Here is a 17,784-nt window from a genome sequence, read left to right on the forward strand (position 1 = left end):
TTACACCATATCTCTGATTGCACACATAAACTCAGCACTACAGGCCGTCTCGCCCTCGACGCTTGCAGTCCCCTTGAACTTCCAGATACCCCGGCGCTCTTTGACTAAGCTTACATCAAATTCAAGTTTGTCGCCGGGTACTACCGGGCGTTTGAACCGGGCGCAGTCGATACCAGCATATAAATACAGCTTGTCGCTTTTCCCCATGGTCTTAAAGCCGAGCACCCCTGCTGCCTGCGCCATAGCTTCAAGAATCAAGACACCGGGAAAAATAGGACGATCAGGGAAATGGCCGGTAAAACAGGGCTCATTCATGGTGATATTTTTATAGGCTTTGATAGATTCACCGAGGGTGTAATCGGTGACCCGGTCTACCAGCAAAAAGGGATATCGGTGAGGGAGTAATTCCAGAATTTCCTGGATATCAATAGTGTTGAGTGAGTTGGCCAAAAGTCTCTCCTATGCCACAAACCGCTGTAACTGACTGTTTTTATCGGCTAGCGGTAAAGCCGTTGTCGCTGCCAACCTGTATTGTGCTGACGCTCAGGCAAAGGATTATGCGGTTGATGCAGCATTGTGTTATTACAGCTACCGGTACATTCTTTGACTGCAGAAGCGCGTTACATCATCGCTGATGATGGACCCCAGGTCGGAATTAGTAAACGGCGGCAACCATACGCTTTTTAACGTAAAAAACAAGTCAGACCAACGCGCTTAACACGTAAATCTGACCTGCTATGCTGGCTTTGCAAGTCCAATAACGGGCCTTACAGCCCGTCTTGATTAGTTAGTTTTTTTAACCTGCTCAAGCACTTGTTCAGAAACATCGAACTGTTCTTTTGAATAAGATACCGCACCGGCACTTAAGATCAGGTCGTAGTCATCTTTTTTCGCAACACTGTCAATGGCTTGTTTAATCAAACCCAACAGTTTATTGCGTTCTTCATTTTGACGACGCTGGATGTTTTGCTGCAGCGGCTGGCCTTTTTCTGCCAGTTGCTCACGCACACCCTGAATCTTTTGCTGCAGTTCTTTTTTGTCTTTTTCGCTCATGGTCGCCGCATCACGCTGAAGACGCTCGGCATAGAACTGACCATCTTTTTGCAGCTGATTAACTTCATCAATCTGGTCTTTAAATTCCATTTGAATGCTGTTAGAAATTTCAGCCGCCTGCGGCATTGCCTGAAACACGGTCTGTACATCAACCACACCGATTTTTTGCTCGGCCATGGCCGAACCACTTACCAGCGCACTACCCAACATTGCGGTTGCAAGAATATGTTTTGCCATCTGTTTCAAAGGGAACTCCTTTTATAGTTATTTATGCGACGTTTACGTCAAATTTGCTTTTAGAATGTTTGCCCAATATTGAATGTGAAGAACTTGGCATCATCGCCTTCACGATCCTGCAGGGTTCTGGAAAAACTAAACACCATCGGGCCCATCGGTGAAATCCATTGTACAGATAAACCGGCGGAACTACGATACTGTGTCCAGTCAGAATAGTCCAATAGAGTATCGCGCTGCCCGGGGGCTGGCTCTAAATCACGATACTTATCGTAATCGAATTCGGTGTCCCAGACATTACCAATATCCACAAACAGACTGGTTCTGACAGAGTTATCCATGTCAGCCTCGACAAACGGCGTGGGTACAATCAGTTCCAGGCCGCCCAAGGCCATAGCATTACCACCCAGACTGCGCTGAGATACGCCAATTTGACTATTAACCGGGGCACCGGGGTAGACCTGGCCGTCCGGTCCCTGAATCGATTCATTGCCTGCTGCCAGAATCACGCCTCGTGGTCCCACGGTGTTATTTTCAAATCCGCGTAAGGTATCTGCACCACCGGCGGTAAAGTTTTCGGTAAACGGCAGGATCTGGTCATCGCCATTCACATCGCCATACCCATTACCATAGCCCAAACGTAAGCGGGCAAGTACCGACCAGCGCTGGTCACGGGACAGCGGAAAATAAAACTTGGTATCCAGTACGGTTTTAAAGTAATTCACATCCGAATTCGGTGTGGTAACGCTAAAGGTGGCCCGTTGTGATGACCCGGCGGTAGGGAACAAGCCCCGGTTCAGGGTATTACGGCTCCAGCTCACACTGGCAAGGTAGCTATCGTATTTAACCGGTGCCTGAGGATCGTCTTGACGAAACTGATTATAAAATTGTTCGGTCTGCTCGTAATATCCGGTGTTGTACAGTTCAGTATTGGAATAGGTCAGGCCGAAATTGATGCGGTTTATTTCATCAATAGGATAACCGGCATTTGCCCCTACGGACCAGCGTTTTGAATTGTATTGAATAACATTGAAGTCAGAACCATCGAACTCGCTGTAGCCTATTGAGCCACCCAGGCTGATGCCATCGATGGTGAAATAGGGGTCGTTATAGGTGATCTGAGCTGACTTCTGATACGAGACGGTACTTAAATTCAGCCCCACCCGTTTGCCGGTGCCTAAGAAGTTATCCTGCTGGATACCAGCCTGCAGACTAAGCTTGGTTCTGTCGCCATAGCCGATGCCTGCATTAAACGATCCTGACGGTTGTTCTTCTACATTAAAATCAACATCGACCTTGTCGTCTTCGCCCGGAACCCGGGTAGATTCAAACTCGACATTTTTCATGTACGTCAGACGGGACAACTGACTTTTTGACGACTCAAGCAGATTGTTGGACAGCCACGCGCCTTCCATCTGGTTCACATTCTGACGCAGGACATCATCAGCGGTAACCGTATTACCATTAAAATTGATACGACGAACATAGATACGTTTGCCCGGGTCCACCGAGATGGTCAGATTGACCGTTTTATCTTCATCATTGATTTCCGGCACCGTGGTAACGGTGGGATAGGCATAGCCAAAGCGGCCCAGATATTTTGAAATAAACTCTTCGGTATACGTAACCTCGGCCTGGTTATACAGCTCACCTTCGGTTAACGGCAAAACCTTACCGATGTATTCTTCATTACCCAGTAAGTCACCCACCAGTTCCACACCGGAAATCCGGTATTGCTCACCTTCAGAGACATTCATGGCTATATAGATGCCGTCTTTTTCAGGGGTCATGGAAACCTGGGTAGAATCGATATTAAAGCGCAGATAGCCCCGATCCATATAGTGGTTTCGTACCGTCTCCATATCGCCTTGCAGGGTTTGCTGCTGATAGCGGGTTTCGGATAAAAAATCCCACCAGGGTGCATCAAACTGCAGTTCCAGATCGTCCATCAATTCCTGATCAGAAAAGACCTGGTTACCGACGATATTGATTTGTTCAATTTTAGCCGCATCGCCTTCTTCAAACAACAATTTCAGGTCAACCCGATTACGGGGTAGCGGCGTCACAATGGCCGAAACATCGGCGTTGTATTTACCAATGCTGTAAAAGAAGTCCTTGAGGCCGTTTTCGATGGAGGTTAATACGGTGCGATCCAGAGGCTCACCCAAACGGATATTATTGCCGTCCAGACTTTCCTGAAGCTGCTCATCTTTAATATCATCATTGCCTTCAAAGATAATATTACTGATAGTAGGTCGCTCGGAGACTTTGATCACCAGGGTATTGCCATTTCGCAGCATCTCTACATTTTCAAAGTGCGTAGAGGAGTACAGGCTTCGAATAGCCTGAGCTACCCTGAAAGAGTTCAGCTCGTCCCCTACTTCTACCGGCAGATAGGTTAACGCTGCCCCCAGGGCGACTCGCTGTAAACCTTCTACCCGAATATCTTCAACGACGAATTGTTCCGGTGATGTAGCCGCGTTGGCTAAGCTAGCACTGGAGAGCATGGCTCCGGCTGCTACTAACTGTCTTAACTTCATCTATTCTTTTTATCCTGCGCCGCGTTACTTCAATATTTGATTTGTTAGCTCGTCACCTGCTGTCAGGCGATGCGGCTAATATCGTTAAAAATCGCAATCCCCATTATCAATAGCAGGATCACGCCGCCGATTTTGAATCCCCACTCCTGAAATGCTTCAGAAACAGGCTTCCCGGTGACCCACTCAATGGTAAAATACATTAGGTGGCCACCATCCAGCATTGGAAGAGGCAGTAAGTTGATAATGCCAAGATTGACACTAATCAACGCTAAAAAACTCAGAAAATATACCAGACCATACCCGGCACTTACACCTGCGCCCTGAGCAATAGAGATAGGCCCGCTTAAATTGTTCAGCGATACATCGCCGGTAATGAGCTTGCCTATCATCGACACACTCAATGTCATCAATCGCCAGGTTTTATCCGCCGCTTTTACCAGCGCGTCTACCGGGCCATATTGATGCACAAACACATAACCAGGTGGCCATTCCTCGAATACCGGGCTGACGCCCAGATAGCCAGTTTGTCCCTGAGGCGTATCCCGACGGGCGATGGTGGCATCAATAGTACGCTGTTGTCCATCCCGTTGTACCCCAAAGGCGACCTTTTTACCGGGCATGTCCCCTATTTTTTCCACCAGTGACGCCCAGTTTTCGATGGGTTCACCATCCAGCGTTTGCAAGGTATCCCCCACCTGCAGCCCCGCTTTGCTCGCCGGGCTGTCGGCGGCAACCACCGCCAGTTCTAATTTCGCATCAGGCCGAAAAGGCTGAATTCCCAGACTGACTAAAGCAGACTCCTGTTCCGGATCAAAGTTCCAATTCTGGGTATTTAATACTACAGAATCAGACACATTCTGACTGTTTGTCAGTGTTACCGGCACCGAAGACTGGCCGATGAAAGACACCAGTTCCAGATTTACCGCTTCCCAGTCCGCAGTCTCGCGCTGGCCTACCCGGGTAATTTGCTGCCCACTGGTAATGCCCGCCTGTTGTGCGACCGTGCCAGGGGTGACGGTGCCTACCACGGGTTTAACCGTTTGCAGGCCGATCAGATACATTACAAACAGCGCCACAATGGCGAATAAAAAATTCACCACCGGGCCGGCCGCAATAATGGCCATGCGCTGTTTTACCGGCTTGTTATTAAAGGCTTTATGTTTTAGCTGGGCCGGCACGTCATCCACCCGCTCGTCGAGCATACGTACATACCCACCCAGCGGAATGGCTGCGACCACAAATTCGGTGCCGTGTTTGTCAGTGCGCCGCCACAATGGCTTACCAAAACCAATGGAAAAACGTTCGACCTGGACGCCACACAACCGGGCGATATAAAAATGCCCCCACTCGTGCACTGCTACCAGCACGCCAAGGGCAACTACAAACGCGCCCAGGCTCCACAAAAACGACAACACTAACCTAGTCCTCTTATGACATTACGGGCGGTCACTCTGGCCCGTCGGTCCTGCTCAAGAATCTGTTGGAGTGAGCTGACCGAAGTTGGTTCCAATTTATTCAGCGTCTGTTCGTTAACCCGGGCAATATCACAAAAGCCAATCTGATGAGATAAAAAGGCTTCTACCGCTATTTCATTGGCGGCGTTCAGGCGTGTAGTCGCGGCCTGCCCTTCCCGGCATGCTTCGATGGCCAGGTATAGATTAGGGTAGCGCTCAGCGCACGGTGTAGAAAAAGTAAGATCGCTTAAGGTAGCAAAATCCAGCGGCTTAACGCCGGCGTCGATTCTGTCGGGATACGCCAGGCCATAGGCAATAGGCGTACGCATATCAGGGTGTCCCATTTGCGCCAGCACCGAGCCGTCCACATACTGCACCATCGAGTGAATGGTGCTTTGCGGGTGTAACACCACGGTAATGTCATCGGGTGCGGTGCCAAATAAACGACAGGCTTCAATAAACTCCAGCCCCTTGTTCATCATGGTGGCCGAGTCTACCGTGATTTTGCGGCCCATATCCCAGTTAGGATGATGACACGCCTGTTCCACCGTTATCTGATTAAAGCTGGCCAGGTCGCGCTCCCTGAACGGGCCGCCCGAGCCGGTGAGCAATAAACTGGCAATACCAGAGCCGGCCAGATCGCCGTATGCAAAGTCCGTGGGCAGACATTGAAAAATAGCATTATGTTCGCTATCGATGGGTAGGATCGTGGCCCCGGACTGGCGGGCAGCATCAATAAACAAGGCGCCAGACATCACCAGCGCTTCTTTGTTGGCCAGGAGAATGCGCTTGCCGGCTTTGACCGCTGCCATCGTCGGCATCAGCCCTGCCGCGCCCACAATGGCGGCCATCACCGCATCCACTTCCGGGGCGCTGGAGACATCTTCAAGCGCTTGCTGACCACACAGTAGCTCTGCTTTCACCCCCGCCTCGGATAATAAGGCTTTAGCCTGGTTATAATCCTGTTCATCGGCAATGACGACATACCGGGGATCGCAGGCTTTGGCTTGTTCAGTCAATAAGGCCAGCTGGCGATGGCCGGTAATGGCAAAAACCCGATACCGATCACGATGCCGGTTAATGACATCCAGCGTATTACAACCAATGGAGCCGGTGGCCCCCAATACAGTAATGGTTTGCATCATGCCATCCAGGTCACATAGCAAAATGCGAAGACCGGGAAGGCCGCCGTCAGGCTATCGATACGATCTAACACCCCACCATGGCCAGGCAATAGCTTGCCACTGTCTTTGATACCAGCACAGCGTTTAAGCATACTTTCATTCAGATCTCCTAATGCTGACACTGCCACGGTGATGCCGCCAATTAACAGATGTAACCAGATACGAGAAAAGGTGACGTGATAGTGCAGTGCCGCAAACGCGATAATGGCAAAAGACGCTGCTATGCCACCCAGCAGCCCTTCTAAGGTTTTGCCCGGCGAAACATTTGGACGAAGTTTGTGGCGTCCGAATTTCACGCCAACAAAGAAAGCGCCGATATCCGCAGCCCAGACAATACCCAACACATAAAATAGCAATGACGCGCCATAGTAAGGGTCAACATCGTACAGGCTGGTGCGCAGACTCACCACAGCCACCCAGGTGGGAATCAGGGTAAGTGCTCCAAAGGTACAGCGAATTGGCTTGCTGGTGCGCCATAAGGCGGTATACCGCGGATAGGCAATGATCATTGCCAGCGATACAATCCACCATAGTGCCGCGATGCCTAAAATGAAGTGATACAGACCATGAAGCTGACCCTGATACCAGATCTTATCTACATCCACGATCAACGACAGCATAATGCACACAATAAAAGCAGCAACCATCAGGGCGGCTTTTTTGGGACGTTCGGTGATGCCTGACATGTTGGCCCATTCATAGGCCCCCAGGGCCACGACCCCGGCGATGGCGATTTGAAACCACCACATCGGCATAAACAAAATAGCAATCAGCGCCAGTGGCGCCAGAATCAGTGCGGTTATTATACGTTGTTTTAGCATAGCGGCTCTTCGGCTCCTTGTTGTCAGCCAGGCTTAGCAGGACTACCCAACTAGCTGTGTGACACGCTTACCTGTTCACCGGTTAAGCCGAATCTGCGCTGACGCACATTAAAATCATCTACGGCCACCTGAAACACCTGCTCGGTGAAATCAGGCCATAGTACATCGGTAAAATACAGCTCAGCGTAGGCGCATTGCCACAGTAGAAAGTTACTAATTCGACGTTCACCACCCGTACGGATCAATAAATCCAGTTCCGGTAAATCATGGGTTGAAATATATTCACCCAGCTTATGTTCGTCGATGTCTTCGGGCTGCAGGCTACCTTGCTGAACCTGAAGCGCCAGGGTCTGCGCAGCGTGCGCGATATCCCAACGCCCGCCGTAGTTGGCAGCAATGTTTAAAACCAACGCATCATTTTGCGCGGTCATCTTCTCAGCTTTCTGAATTTTTGCTTTTAGCTTGTCATCAAAAGCGGACACATCACCTATAACTTTCAGACGCACGCCATTTTTATGCAGGCGCTTCACCTCACTGTTCAATACCAGATTAAACAGCTCCATCAGGACACTCACTTCTTCTTCCGGGCGTTTCCAGTTCTCACTGCTAAACGCAAAAAGGGTCAGCGACTGAATGCCGGTTTGACGGGCAAAACGTACGACTGATCGTACTGACTCTACACCCGCCTTATGACCGAATGTACGAATTTTGCCTTTTTTCTGCGCCCAGCGTCCATTGCCATCCATAATGATGGCGACATGGCGCGGCCCTGGCTCTTCAGGGTGCGCCGGTGTAACAGACTGGGCGGGTTGTGACCGCTTCGATAACATGACAGCTATTAGACTTCCATTAGTTCTTTTTCTTTCACTGCCAGGGTATCATCAACTTTCTTGATAAAATCATTGGTCAGTGACTGAATATTTTCTTCGGCTGCGCGACTTTCATCTTCGCTGATATCTTTTTCCTTGAGCAGCTCTTTGATATCACTGTTAGCATCCCGGCGAATATTCCGAATTGCCACCCGGCCCTGCTCGGCTTCGGCCCGTACCACTTTGATTAAATCTTTACGACGCTCTTCGGTCAGCGCTGGCATAGGAATACGAATGGTGGTGCCGGCACTCATTGGGTTTAAGCCCAAATCCGATTGCATAATGGCTTTTTCTACTGCCTGCGTGGCGCTCTTATCAAACACCGTCAGGGCCAGGGTGCGGCTGTCTTCAGCAATTACGTTAGCAATTTGCTTCAGCGGCGTATCAGCACCATAGTAAGACACCTGAATACCATCTAGCAGGCTAGGGTGCGCCCGCCCGGTACGAATCTTACTTAACTGACTTTTCAGTGCGCTGATGCTTTTTTCCATACGCTCTTGCGCATCTAATTCAATTTCATCAATCACGATATATTTCCTATTTGCTTTAGACTATTTGTCCGCGTGGTCAATCAGGGTGCCTTCAGGCTCGCCCATCACCACTTTTTTCAGGCAACCCGGCTTATTCATGTTGAATACACGAATTGGCAAGCCGTGGTCACGCGCCAGTGTAAAGGCTGACAGATCCATTACTTTAAGCTCTTTTTCCAGAACTTCATCATACGTCAAATTGGCATACAATTCTGCGTCGGGATTTTGCGCCGGATCGTCGCTGTAAACGCCGTCCACTTTGGTGGCTTTTAACACCGCGTCGGCTTCAATTTCAATACCGCGCAGACAAGCTGCAGAGTCGGTGGTGAAAAACGGGTTACCGGTGCCGGCAGAAAAAATGACGACACGACCCGATTTTAACAGGCTGATCGCTTCTGCCCAGTTGTACGCGTCACACACTCCGTTTAGAGGAATGGCTGACATCATCCGAGCATTAACAAAGGCACGGTGTAAGGCATCACGCATCGCCAGACCGTTCATGACGGTAGCCAGCATGCCCATGTGGTCCCCGACTACGCGGTTCATACCGGCTTTGGCCAGACCTTCACCCCGAAACAGGTTACCGCCGCCAATCACCAGTCCCACCTGAACACCCAGTTCAACCAGTTCTTTGATTTCCTGGGCCATGCGGTCCAGCACTTTAGGATCAATTCCAAACCCTTCAGAACCCATAAGGGCTTCGCCACTAAGTTTTAGCAAAATTCGACGATAGGCTGACTTTGGTGTGATGCTCATTGTTTGATTTGTCCTTTGTGAACTCGGCTTGTCGTATTTCTCGGTATGCAAGAAATAGGACAAAACGATTTCTTATTCGGTTGCTCGCTGTATTTTTGTGCGGTTTCACTTATAAAAAAGCACCTCCGAAGAGGTGCTCGTAGTGTATCTGACTATTGCGTCAGGCAAAAGTAGAAGGCGGGAATTATTTCTTCGCCGCTTCCATTTGCGCTGCAACTTCAGCTGCAAAGTCTTCACTCTTCTTCTCGATACCTTCGCCAACTTCAAAACGGATGAAGTTAACGACATCGGCGCTGTTGCTCTCTAGCAATTCGCCTACGGTGTTTGAAGGATCTTTAACAAAAGGCTGACCTGTCAGGCTGATTTCGCCAGTGAATTTCTTCATCCGGCCAGCAACCATTTTTTCAGCGATGTCAGCAGGCTTACCAGATTGCATAGCGATCTCGATCTGGATGCCTTTTTCTTTCTCTACCACTTCTTCTGGCACATCTTCAGGCTTAACAAACTGCGGGTTTGCTGCTGCTACGTGCATAGAAACGTCTTTGGCAAGTTCTTCTTTGCCGCCGTTCAGGATAGACACCACGCCGATACGGCCACCGTGGACATACGCGCCCAGGTTGTCGCCTTCAACGTTGATAACGCGACGTGGAGAAATGTTTTCACCAATCTTTGTGATCAGGTCTTCACGTACTTCACTGATTTTCTTACCGTTCAGTTCAGCGTTGTTCAGATCTTCAATATCATTGATGTTTTGCTCATGCGCTACGTTCAGAATTTCGTTACCGAATTTCAGGAAACCTTCGTCGCGAGCAACAAAGTCAGTTTCACAGTTCAGCTCAAGCATGGTTGCGCGGTTACCGCTGACCTTGGTCAGGATAACGCCTTCAGCGGCAATACGGCCGGCTTTTTTCGCAGCTTTCGCCTGACCTGATTTACGCATGTTTTCGATGGCCAGTTCAATATCGCCGTCGGTCTCAACCAACGCCTTTTTACAGTCCATCATGCCTGCGCCTGTGCGCTCACGTAGTTCTTTAACTAGTGCTGCAGTCACTGCCATTTTTCAATTCCTCAGCATTAATAAATTCAATAGTAAAAGGGGCACATGCCCCTTCAAAAATATTCATCTGATGGCACAGTAATGGCTCACCAACTGGTAAGCCATTACTTTAAGCCGGGTGCAATTACTCAGCAGCTTCTACGAAGTCGTCCTGCTCAGCCTGTGCTTCCAGGTTGCTGTTACGGCCAGCGTTTACCGCGTCGGCAGCAGCTTCCAGGTACAACTGAACTGCACGGATTGCATCATCGTTACCAGGTACCACGTAATCTACGCCGTCTGGATCAGAGTTAGTATCTACCACACCTACAACCGGGATACCCAGGTTACGTGCTTCAGTTACGGCAATGTGCTCATGATCAGCATCGATAACAAAGATTGCATCAGGCAGGCCGCCCATGTCTTTGATACCGCCCAGGCTGTTTTCAAGCTTGTTCATTTCACGCTCTAGCATCAGCGCTTCTTTTTTGGTCAGCTTTTCAAACGTACCGTCCTGGCTTTTTTGCTCAAGATCTTTAAGACGCTTGATTGACTGACGAACTGTTTTCCAGTTTGTCAGCATACCGCCCAACCAGCGCTTGTTTACGTAGAACTGGTCGCATTTCACTGCGGCTTCTTTGACTGCATCGCCAGCGGCACGTTTGGTACCAACAAAAAGGATTTTACCTTTTTTCGCAGCAACACCAGAAAGGTAGTTCATTGCTTCATTAAAAAGCGGAACAGTTTTTTCCAGGTTGATGATATGAACCTTGTTACGCGCACCAAAGATGTACGGCTTCATCTTTGGATTCCAGTAACGGGTTTGGTGACCGAAGTGAACACCTGCTTTTAGCATGTCACGCATTGAAACATTAGCCATGATATTTTCCTCAAAATGTGGGGTTAGGCCTCCATATACCCCTTGTATCGATCCGGTTTCCCGGACACCCCGATAGCAAGTGTCGGTATATGTGTGTTATTTAATAAGTTCGTACCCGATTAACTTCTCTGGGCTGGCAGTTTATGGCCGGCCAGAAAAACAGGCGGGCGCTTTATACCATGACCCACCGCCAGACTCAAGTTAAACGGCGTTTTTATCGCCGGGACCACCCGCCCAAAACTATACACGACTACCCGGAACCGTTAAGATAATAAGGATATCGCTTGATATGGGCGTGTTATAACCATATCTAGACTTTCACATTGACTAAAGATTATAGAGGGTTCCGGTGGCAGCAATTATCAAAACCGCTGAAGAAATTGAAAAAATGCGGGTAGCCGGCAAGCTGGCTTCTGACGTTTTAACTATGATCACACCGTATGTAAAAAAAGGTGTGACAACGGATGAGCTAAACACAATTTGTCACGACTATATTGTGAATGAGCAAGGTGCGGTACCGGCCCCGTTAAATTATGGGGAGCCACCCTTCCCTAAATCTATTTGTACCTCGGTAAATCATTGCATCTGTCACGGTATCCCTTCTGATAAAAAACTTAAGGACGGCGATATTCTTAATATCGATGTCACTATTATCAAAGACGGTTACCACGGTGATACCTCTAAGATGTTTGTGGTAGGTAAACCGTCTATTCTGGCCGAACGGCTGATACGGGTGACGCAGGAATGTTTATACAAAGCTATCGAGCAGGTTAAGCCGGGCATGCATCTGGGTGATATCGGCCATTTGTGTCAAACCCATGCCGAATCCCATAATTATTCTATTGTGCGTGAATACTGTGGCCATGGTATTGGCGCCGGCTTTCACGAAGAGCCGCAGATTGTACATTATGGTAAACCAGGCACCGGCGAAGAGCTGGTCCCAGGCATGTGCTTTACTATCGAGCCGATGGTAAATGCAGGCAAGCGTTATTCAAAAATTTTGCCCGACCAGTGGACGGTAGTGACTAAAGATCGCAGCCTGAGTGCCCAGTGGGAGCACACGTTACTGGTTACCGAAACCGGTGTCGAAGTGCTGACCCTGCGTGAAGAAGAAAGTCTGCCACGGGTTATCAACCACAGCTGATGCGGTGATGCGGTAAGGGGCAACAGGCGCGCGCTTGTTGCTCCACTAATTGTTCGTGCCTTTGTTACCCGGTTAGCGCATTACCCGATGCTGAAGTCAGCGAGCTGTCACAGCCAAAATTTCATGCTAAGGTGCTGCTGAATATATAGCTTAAACGGTGAGAATACGCTTTTGAGTCTGCAGAAGTTAATTGCTCAGGTAGAGCAGATTTCCTCAGTGGAAGATCTACCCGCCATCAAACAATGCGTACAGGACAGCTACCACTGGCTGGATACCGCGTTTGACACTGCCCCGGTGAATCAGCTGGTGACCGGCCGCGCTCAGTTTGTTGATGCGCTGCTGCTGCATCTTTGGCATTTGTTGCGCTTAGATGAGGTTAACGATTTAGCATTATGTGCCGTCGGTGGTTATGGCCGTGGCCATCTGCAGCCTTATTCTGATATTGATCTGCTGATCATCAGCCGCCGTGAACTGCAGCCCTCAACCCAGGACAAAGTCAGTCAGTTTATTACCCTGTTGTGGGATATCCGCTTAGATGTGGGTCAGGCCGTACGGACCATTAAAGAAACGGTCAGCCTGGCTAAAGATGATATTTCCATTGCCACCAACCTCATTGAAAGTCGGTTGCTGATGGGTAACGAACGCCTGTTTGAATCACTGCTTGAAGAAACCCATGGCCGCCAAACCTGGAGCAGCCAGGACTTTTTTGTCGCCAAATACGATGAACAAAAAGCCCGACATGCCAAATTCAATGGCACCTCATACAATCTTGAGCCCAATATCAAAGAAAACCCGGGCTGTCTGCGTGATATCCAGTCTATTGGATGGGTCGCCAAAAAACACTTTAAAGAATACGACGGCTGGAATTTGGTAGGCCACGGCTATTTCACCGAAGATGAGCACAGCGAGCTCATTCGCTGTCGCATGCACCTGTGGCGTTTACGGTTTGCCCTGCATCTAATTGCCGGGCGTAGCGAAAACCGGCTGTTATTCGATTATCAACCCGAGGTGGCCGAAAGACTGGGTTATGGCAATGAAGCCAAAACGTCGGTAGAGCGCATGATGCGTGATTTTTTTCGCACCGTACGTCGGGTCAGCGAGCTAAACAAAATGCTATTGCATCGGTTTCGCTACGACATGCTGAATCAGTCGGTGCAGCATCAGCACATCATCAACGATGACTTTTGGTTGCTCGATGGCATGATTGCCCCCCGCCACGAAAAGGCCATCAATACTCCCGAAGCTGTGTTGCAGTTTTTGCAGGTGGTGGCGGACACGCCCGAGGTAATCGGACTGGATACCGATACCATTCGCCAACTGCGTAATACCAGGCGCGCTTTTGAAAATGAATATTTTATCGAACGCGAAGCGTGTCGTAAGCAAATTATGGTGCTATTCAGACACCCGCGCTTTTTTGATTACGCCTGGGATATTATGCACCAGTACGGGGTACTGCAGTCCTACTTACCCGAATGGGATAAAATTGTTGGAATGATGCAGTTTGATTTGTTTCATGCCTATACGGTGGATGAACATACCCACCGGCTGGTGAAACACATCAATCATTATTTTAGTCTCAAAAACCGGGAATTCCCGCGCTGTGGGCGTATTGCCCGCAACCTGGATAAGCCGGAATTGTTGTATCTTGCCGCCATTTTTCATGACATCGCCAAAGGCCGCAACGGCGACCATTCGGTGCTGGGCGCCGAAGATGTGCTGAGCTTTTGTGCCCGCCATGATATTGGCGATAATGACACACGGCTGGTGGCCTGGCTGGTAGAAAACCATTTGCTGATGTCGATGGTGGCCCAGCGCCGGGATATTTACGATCCGGATGTTATCAATGAATTTGCCACCATCGTACGTAGCCAGAATCACCTGAATTTACTGTATTCGCTGACTCTGGCAGATATCCGTGCCACCAATGATAACCTGTGGAATGACTGGAAAGCCTCATTGCTGCGCGAGCTGTACCTGATGACCCAGAAAGCGCTGGATAATGGCTTACAGTGTCAGGCCACCATTAACGAACGGGTGGAGCAGCACAAGATTCTGGCCGGCCAGCTGCTAAAAGAACGGGGCGAAGACCAGGAAAAAATAGATGTGTTCTGGAGCCGCATGGATGATGATTACTTTGTGCGCTTTAAACCTGCTCAAATCGCCTGGCATTCCCGGGAAATTATTCAGGCCGAACAAAGCCTGTTTCTGGAAGATCCCGATAATCTGCTGATCCGGGCTAACGATGATATTGCCAAAGGCGGCACCGAGATATTGATCTACGGCAAAGATCGGCAAGCCCTTTTTGCGCAGGTGGCCTCAGTGTTAGACAGCCGTAACTGTTCTATTCACGATGCGCATATCACCGTGACCCGCGATGGTTACGTGTTTGACAGCATGCTGGTACTGGAAAATGATGGCTCACGGTTGTCGTCTAAAAGCCGCACGGATACCCTGGAAGAAGCCATTTTAAACCAGCTTAATAAACCTGGTTTTGCCCATGATAATAAGAGAAAGCTGCCCAGACAAATGCGGCAGCTGGATGTCCCTACAAAGGTGCGTTTTTTCAATATAGCCGATGAGTACACCCTGATAGAACTGGAAGCACTTGATGCGCCTGGTATTCTGGCTAAAGTAGGTCACGCTTTTGTGGATAAAAATGTCACGCTAAAACTGGCTAAAATTGCCACCATTGGGGAACGCGCAGAAGATGTGTTTATTGTTACTAATGAACAAGGCAACGCGCTGACACCCGATCAACAGGTGGAACTGAAAAAACAAATTTTGTATAAACTCGATCAACTTGAAGATATCAACATACCATGACTGAACTACAAATTATTATCGAACAGGCCTTTGAAGAACGCGATAGCCTGTCCCCTTCAGATGCGCCGCAAAAAGTACGTGATGCCGTAAATCAGGCGTTGGATATGCTTAATGATGGCAGCGCCCGGGTGGCCGAAAAAATTGACGGTGAGTGGAAAGTTCATCAGTGGCTTAAAAAAGCCGTCTTGTTGTTCTTTCGTTTGAATAACAATGAAATGATTGAAGGCGCCGAAAGCCGTTTTTTTGACAAAGTGCCATTGAAATATCGCGACTACAGCGCCGAACAGTTTGCTAATGAAGGGGTGAGAATTGTGCCGCCTGCGGCAGTGCGTACTGGTTCATATGTTGGCAAAAATGTGGTGGTAATGCCTTCTTATGTGAATATCGGCGCGTTTGTGGACGAAGGTACCATGGTCGATACCTGGGCTACTGTTGGCTCGTGTGCACAAATTGGTAAAAATGTGCATCTGTCTGGCGGCGTAGGTATTGGTGGTGTGCTGGAGCCGCTGCAAGCCAACCCCACCATTATTGAAGACAACTGCTTTATCGGCGCTCGCTCTGAAATTGTTGAAGGCGTGATTGTTGAAGAAGGTGCAGTGATTTCAATGGGCGTTTATATTGGTCAAAGCACCCGTATCTTTGATCGGGAAACCGGTGAGATCCATTATGGCCGCGTGCCGGCAGGATCGGTGGTGGTGCCCGGCAGCTTGCCTGGTAAAGATGGTAACTACAGCCTGTATGCCGCCATCATCGTTAAAAAGGTCGACGCCAAAACCCGCTCTAAAGTGGGCATTAACGAGCTATTACGCAGCGCTGAATAATCGGTGCTTTGATGAGCACCCACTAAAAAAGGCCTGTTTTTACAGGCCTTTTTTGTAATTACCGGGTGTATGCCAGTTCAGTGTGATGGATCTCGCCTACTGCCCAAATAGCTTGTCTTTAATGCCATTTACCCAGTCCACCACATCCTGTTCGGGATCCAGCGTCTCAATCGCATCAACTTCTAACATATCGGCCACCGGGTTACCCTGCAACTCAGTCAGTAATTCCTGAAACTGACGGGCGCCGCCACAGAAATTTTCATAGCTGCTATCGCCCAGTCCGGCTACCGCAAAAGGCTTTTGATTTAACAGCGGAAACTCATCTTTTAGATCAGAATATGCAAATTCCAGATTGGGCGGGACATCGCCCTGCCCCGTGGTCGAGGTGATCACCAGAATTGCATCACTTTCGATAAAGTCACTTACCTGGGCATCGGCAAACAACTCACAATCAAAGCCTTGTTCAGCCAGACTTTCTTCTACCTGCTCGGCTACATGCTGTGCATTGCCATAAACACTGCCGCAAAAAATTCCTAATTTTGCCATTGTATAACACCACCTTTTTTACTGAATTTTAATCTGATAGGGCTGCCAGTCTGTGAGCAGACGGGTCATTGAGGCGCCGGGTTCGCAGGTGAGCGTAAGCCAACGACCATGTTCAGGATGTTCAAGTCCCATGCTGGTACAACTTAAGGCCAGATTTTCAAAACCAAACCGTTGTCGTAAAAATTTATTTTGCTTGCCATCGCCATGACTGGTATCGCCGACAATAGGATGTCGCAAATGCACCATATGCCGACGTAGCTGATGCTTCCTGCCAGAATAAGGCTTTAGCTGCACCAGCGTGTAACGTGAACTGCCATAACGTCCTGATGCTTCAGGTATTTCATAATGCTTCAGGGGCTGATACACCGTACAGGCAGGCTGCGGTGCAATGTCTCCGCGATCCTTATCGGCGATTTTATCGGCTTTGAATTTCAGCGCATAGTCAATCATGCCCGGCGCCGGTATCCAGCCACGCACTATAGCGGTGTATTGTTTTTGTACCTGGCGCGCCATCATTTGTTTGCCGATGATACTGGCGGTGGGCCCATTAAAAGCAAACAACAGCAATCCGCTGGTAGGCCGGTCGAGCCGGTGTACCGGATACACCCGCTGACCGACTTGATCCCGTAACAGCTGCACGGCAAAGCGGGTTTCACGCTTATCAATGGGACTACGATGCACCAGTAACCCCGGTGGCTTATTGATGGCCACCAGCGTGTCATCCTGATACACCACCGACAACAGAGTCTCGTCAATCATCGGTGACCTCCCGGGCGCTATAGTGATCTAACACCAGTAATTTATGAATTAACTCACTGTGCTGGTGCTGATACACCTCTTTGGCCATGGGCGCAATACTCATCCCCGGCGGCAGGCATCCGTGTTGGAGTGCATACTGTCGTGCTTTAGGTAAAAACAAGAATTGCAGCCACTGCTCAAAGGTCAGGGTGTCAACGGCAAAGGGTTTGGTAGAGGCCAGCGCCGCAGGCTCAGGGGTGTCTGTGCTCCACAACTGATGCGTTTTTAAATAGCGCTCAATAGCATCAAGCTGGTCGGCAAGGGTAGAAGCGTCAATCATTACTAAGGATAATAAATT

At 49.3% G+C, this 17,784-nt stretch carries 17 protein-coding genes; 3 read left to right on the forward strand and 14 right to left on the reverse strand.

Going from position 1 to position 17,784, the window contains the following annotated elements; all coding sequences use genetic code 11:
- The 11 genes from fabZ to rpsB form a co-directional block, all read right to left on the reverse strand.
- A complete protein-coding gene (fabZ, locus tag IT774_RS12690) occupies window positions 1-450 on the reverse strand; it encodes a 3-hydroxyacyl-ACP dehydratase FabZ (protein ID WP_195810087.1) in 450 nt (149 codons plus the stop codon).
- 333 nt (window positions 451-783) lie between these two features.
- Complete coding sequence (locus tag IT774_RS12695; RefSeq protein ID WP_195810088.1) at window positions 784-1,299, reverse strand: OmpH family outer membrane protein; 516 nt, start codon at window positions 1,297-1,299, stop codon at window positions 784-786.
- A gap of 50 nt (window positions 1,300-1,349) precedes the next feature.
- Window positions 1,350-3,827 (reverse strand): outer membrane protein assembly factor BamA, encoded by a 2,478-nt coding sequence (bamA, locus tag IT774_RS12700; protein WP_195810089.1) that lies wholly within the window; start codon window positions 3,825-3,827, stop codon window positions 1,350-1,352.
- Between the two features lie 62 nt (window positions 3,828-3,889).
- Window positions 3,890-5,242, reverse strand: a complete 1,353-nt coding sequence (rseP, locus tag IT774_RS12705) for a sigma E protease regulator RseP (protein WP_195810090.1) — start codon at window positions 5,240-5,242, stop codon at window positions 3,890-3,892.
- The gene (ispC, locus tag IT774_RS12710) at window positions 5,242-6,423 is read right to left on the reverse strand and encodes a 1-deoxy-D-xylulose-5-phosphate reductoisomerase (protein ID WP_195812295.1); all 1,182 of its coding nucleotides are present in this window, start codon (window positions 6,421-6,423) and stop codon (window positions 5,242-5,244) included. Before ispC ends, rseP begins: the two co-directional genes overlap by 1 nt.
- The gene (locus IT774_RS12715) at window positions 6,423-7,286 is read right to left on the reverse strand and encodes a phosphatidate cytidylyltransferase (protein WP_195810091.1); all 864 of its coding nucleotides are present in this window, start codon (window positions 7,284-7,286) and stop codon (window positions 6,423-6,425) included. The genes ispC and IT774_RS12715 overlap by 1 nt, the downstream gene beginning before the upstream one ends.
- A 50-nt stretch (window positions 7,287-7,336) precedes the next feature.
- Window positions 7,337-8,116, reverse strand: coding sequence for a polyprenyl diphosphate synthase (gene uppS / locus IT774_RS12720; RefSeq protein WP_195810092.1), 780 nt, complete (start codon window positions 8,114-8,116; stop codon window positions 7,337-7,339).
- A gap of 8 nt (window positions 8,117-8,124) precedes the next feature.
- Window positions 8,125-8,682, reverse strand: a complete 558-nt coding sequence (gene frr / locus IT774_RS12725; protein ID WP_195810093.1) for a ribosome recycling factor — start codon at window positions 8,680-8,682, stop codon at window positions 8,125-8,127.
- Window positions 8,683-8,706: 24 nt separating this feature from the next.
- Window positions 8,707-9,441, reverse strand: a complete 735-nt coding sequence (gene pyrH, locus IT774_RS12730) for a UMP kinase (RefSeq protein ID WP_195810094.1) — start codon at window positions 9,439-9,441, stop codon at window positions 8,707-8,709.
- A 184-nt stretch (window positions 9,442-9,625) separates the two neighbouring features.
- Window positions 9,626-10,498 carry a translation elongation factor Ts gene (gene tsf, locus IT774_RS12735; RefSeq protein WP_195810095.1) on the reverse strand — a complete coding sequence of 291 codons (873 nt, stop codon included), beginning with the start codon at window positions 10,496-10,498 and terminating at the stop codon, window positions 9,626-9,628.
- 124 nt (window positions 10,499-10,622) lie between these two features.
- Window positions 10,623-11,354: a 30S ribosomal protein S2 gene (gene rpsB / locus IT774_RS12740; protein ID WP_195810096.1), complete on the reverse strand. Its 732-nt coding sequence runs from the start codon at window positions 11,352-11,354 to the stop codon at window positions 10,623-10,625.
- A gap of 349 nt (window positions 11,355-11,703) precedes the next feature.
- Here rpsB and map point away from each other — a divergent pair, with 349 nt between their 5' ends.
- From map to dapD, 3 genes are all read left to right on the forward strand, one after another.
- Window positions 11,704-12,498, forward strand: coding sequence for a type I methionyl aminopeptidase (gene map, locus IT774_RS12745; protein ID WP_195810097.1), 795 nt, complete (start codon window positions 11,704-11,706; stop codon window positions 12,496-12,498).
- Window positions 12,499-12,669: 171 nt separating this feature from the next.
- Entirely contained in the window at window positions 12,670-15,321 is a 2,652-nt protein-coding gene (gene glnD, locus IT774_RS12750) for a [protein-PII] uridylyltransferase (protein ID WP_195810098.1), read from the forward strand.
- A complete protein-coding gene (dapD, locus tag IT774_RS12755; RefSeq protein WP_195810099.1) occupies window positions 15,318-16,142 on the forward strand; it encodes a 2,3,4,5-tetrahydropyridine-2,6-dicarboxylate N-succinyltransferase in 825 nt (274 codons plus the stop codon). Before glnD ends, dapD begins: the two co-directional genes overlap by 4 nt.
- A 96-nt stretch (window positions 16,143-16,238) precedes the next feature.
- On the opposite strand, the gene IT774_RS12760 is transcribed toward dapD, so the two are convergent.
- Genes IT774_RS12760 through IT774_RS12770 form a run of 3 tightly spaced genes read right to left on the reverse strand, consistent with a single transcriptional unit; the run spans window position 16,239 to window position 17,766 of the window.
- The gene (locus IT774_RS12760) at window positions 16,239-16,688 is read right to left on the reverse strand and encodes a flavodoxin (RefSeq protein WP_195810100.1); all 450 of its coding nucleotides are present in this window, start codon (window positions 16,686-16,688) and stop codon (window positions 16,239-16,241) included.
- Between the two features lie 18 nt (window positions 16,689-16,706).
- Window positions 16,707-17,447 (reverse strand): pseudouridine synthase, encoded by a 741-nt coding sequence (locus tag IT774_RS12765; protein WP_195810101.1) that lies wholly within the window; start codon window positions 17,445-17,447, stop codon window positions 16,707-16,709.
- Complete coding sequence (locus IT774_RS12770) at window positions 17,440-17,766, reverse strand: YqcC family protein (RefSeq protein ID WP_195810102.1); 327 nt, start codon at window positions 17,764-17,766, stop codon at window positions 17,440-17,442. Before IT774_RS12770 ends, IT774_RS12765 begins: the two co-directional genes overlap by 8 nt.
- Between the last annotated feature and the right edge of the window lie 18 nt (window positions 17,767-17,784).

It is taken from the genome of Salinimonas marina (assembly GCF_015644725.1).
Taxonomy (GTDB): domain Bacteria; phylum Pseudomonadota; class Gammaproteobacteria; order Enterobacterales; family Alteromonadaceae; genus Alteromonas.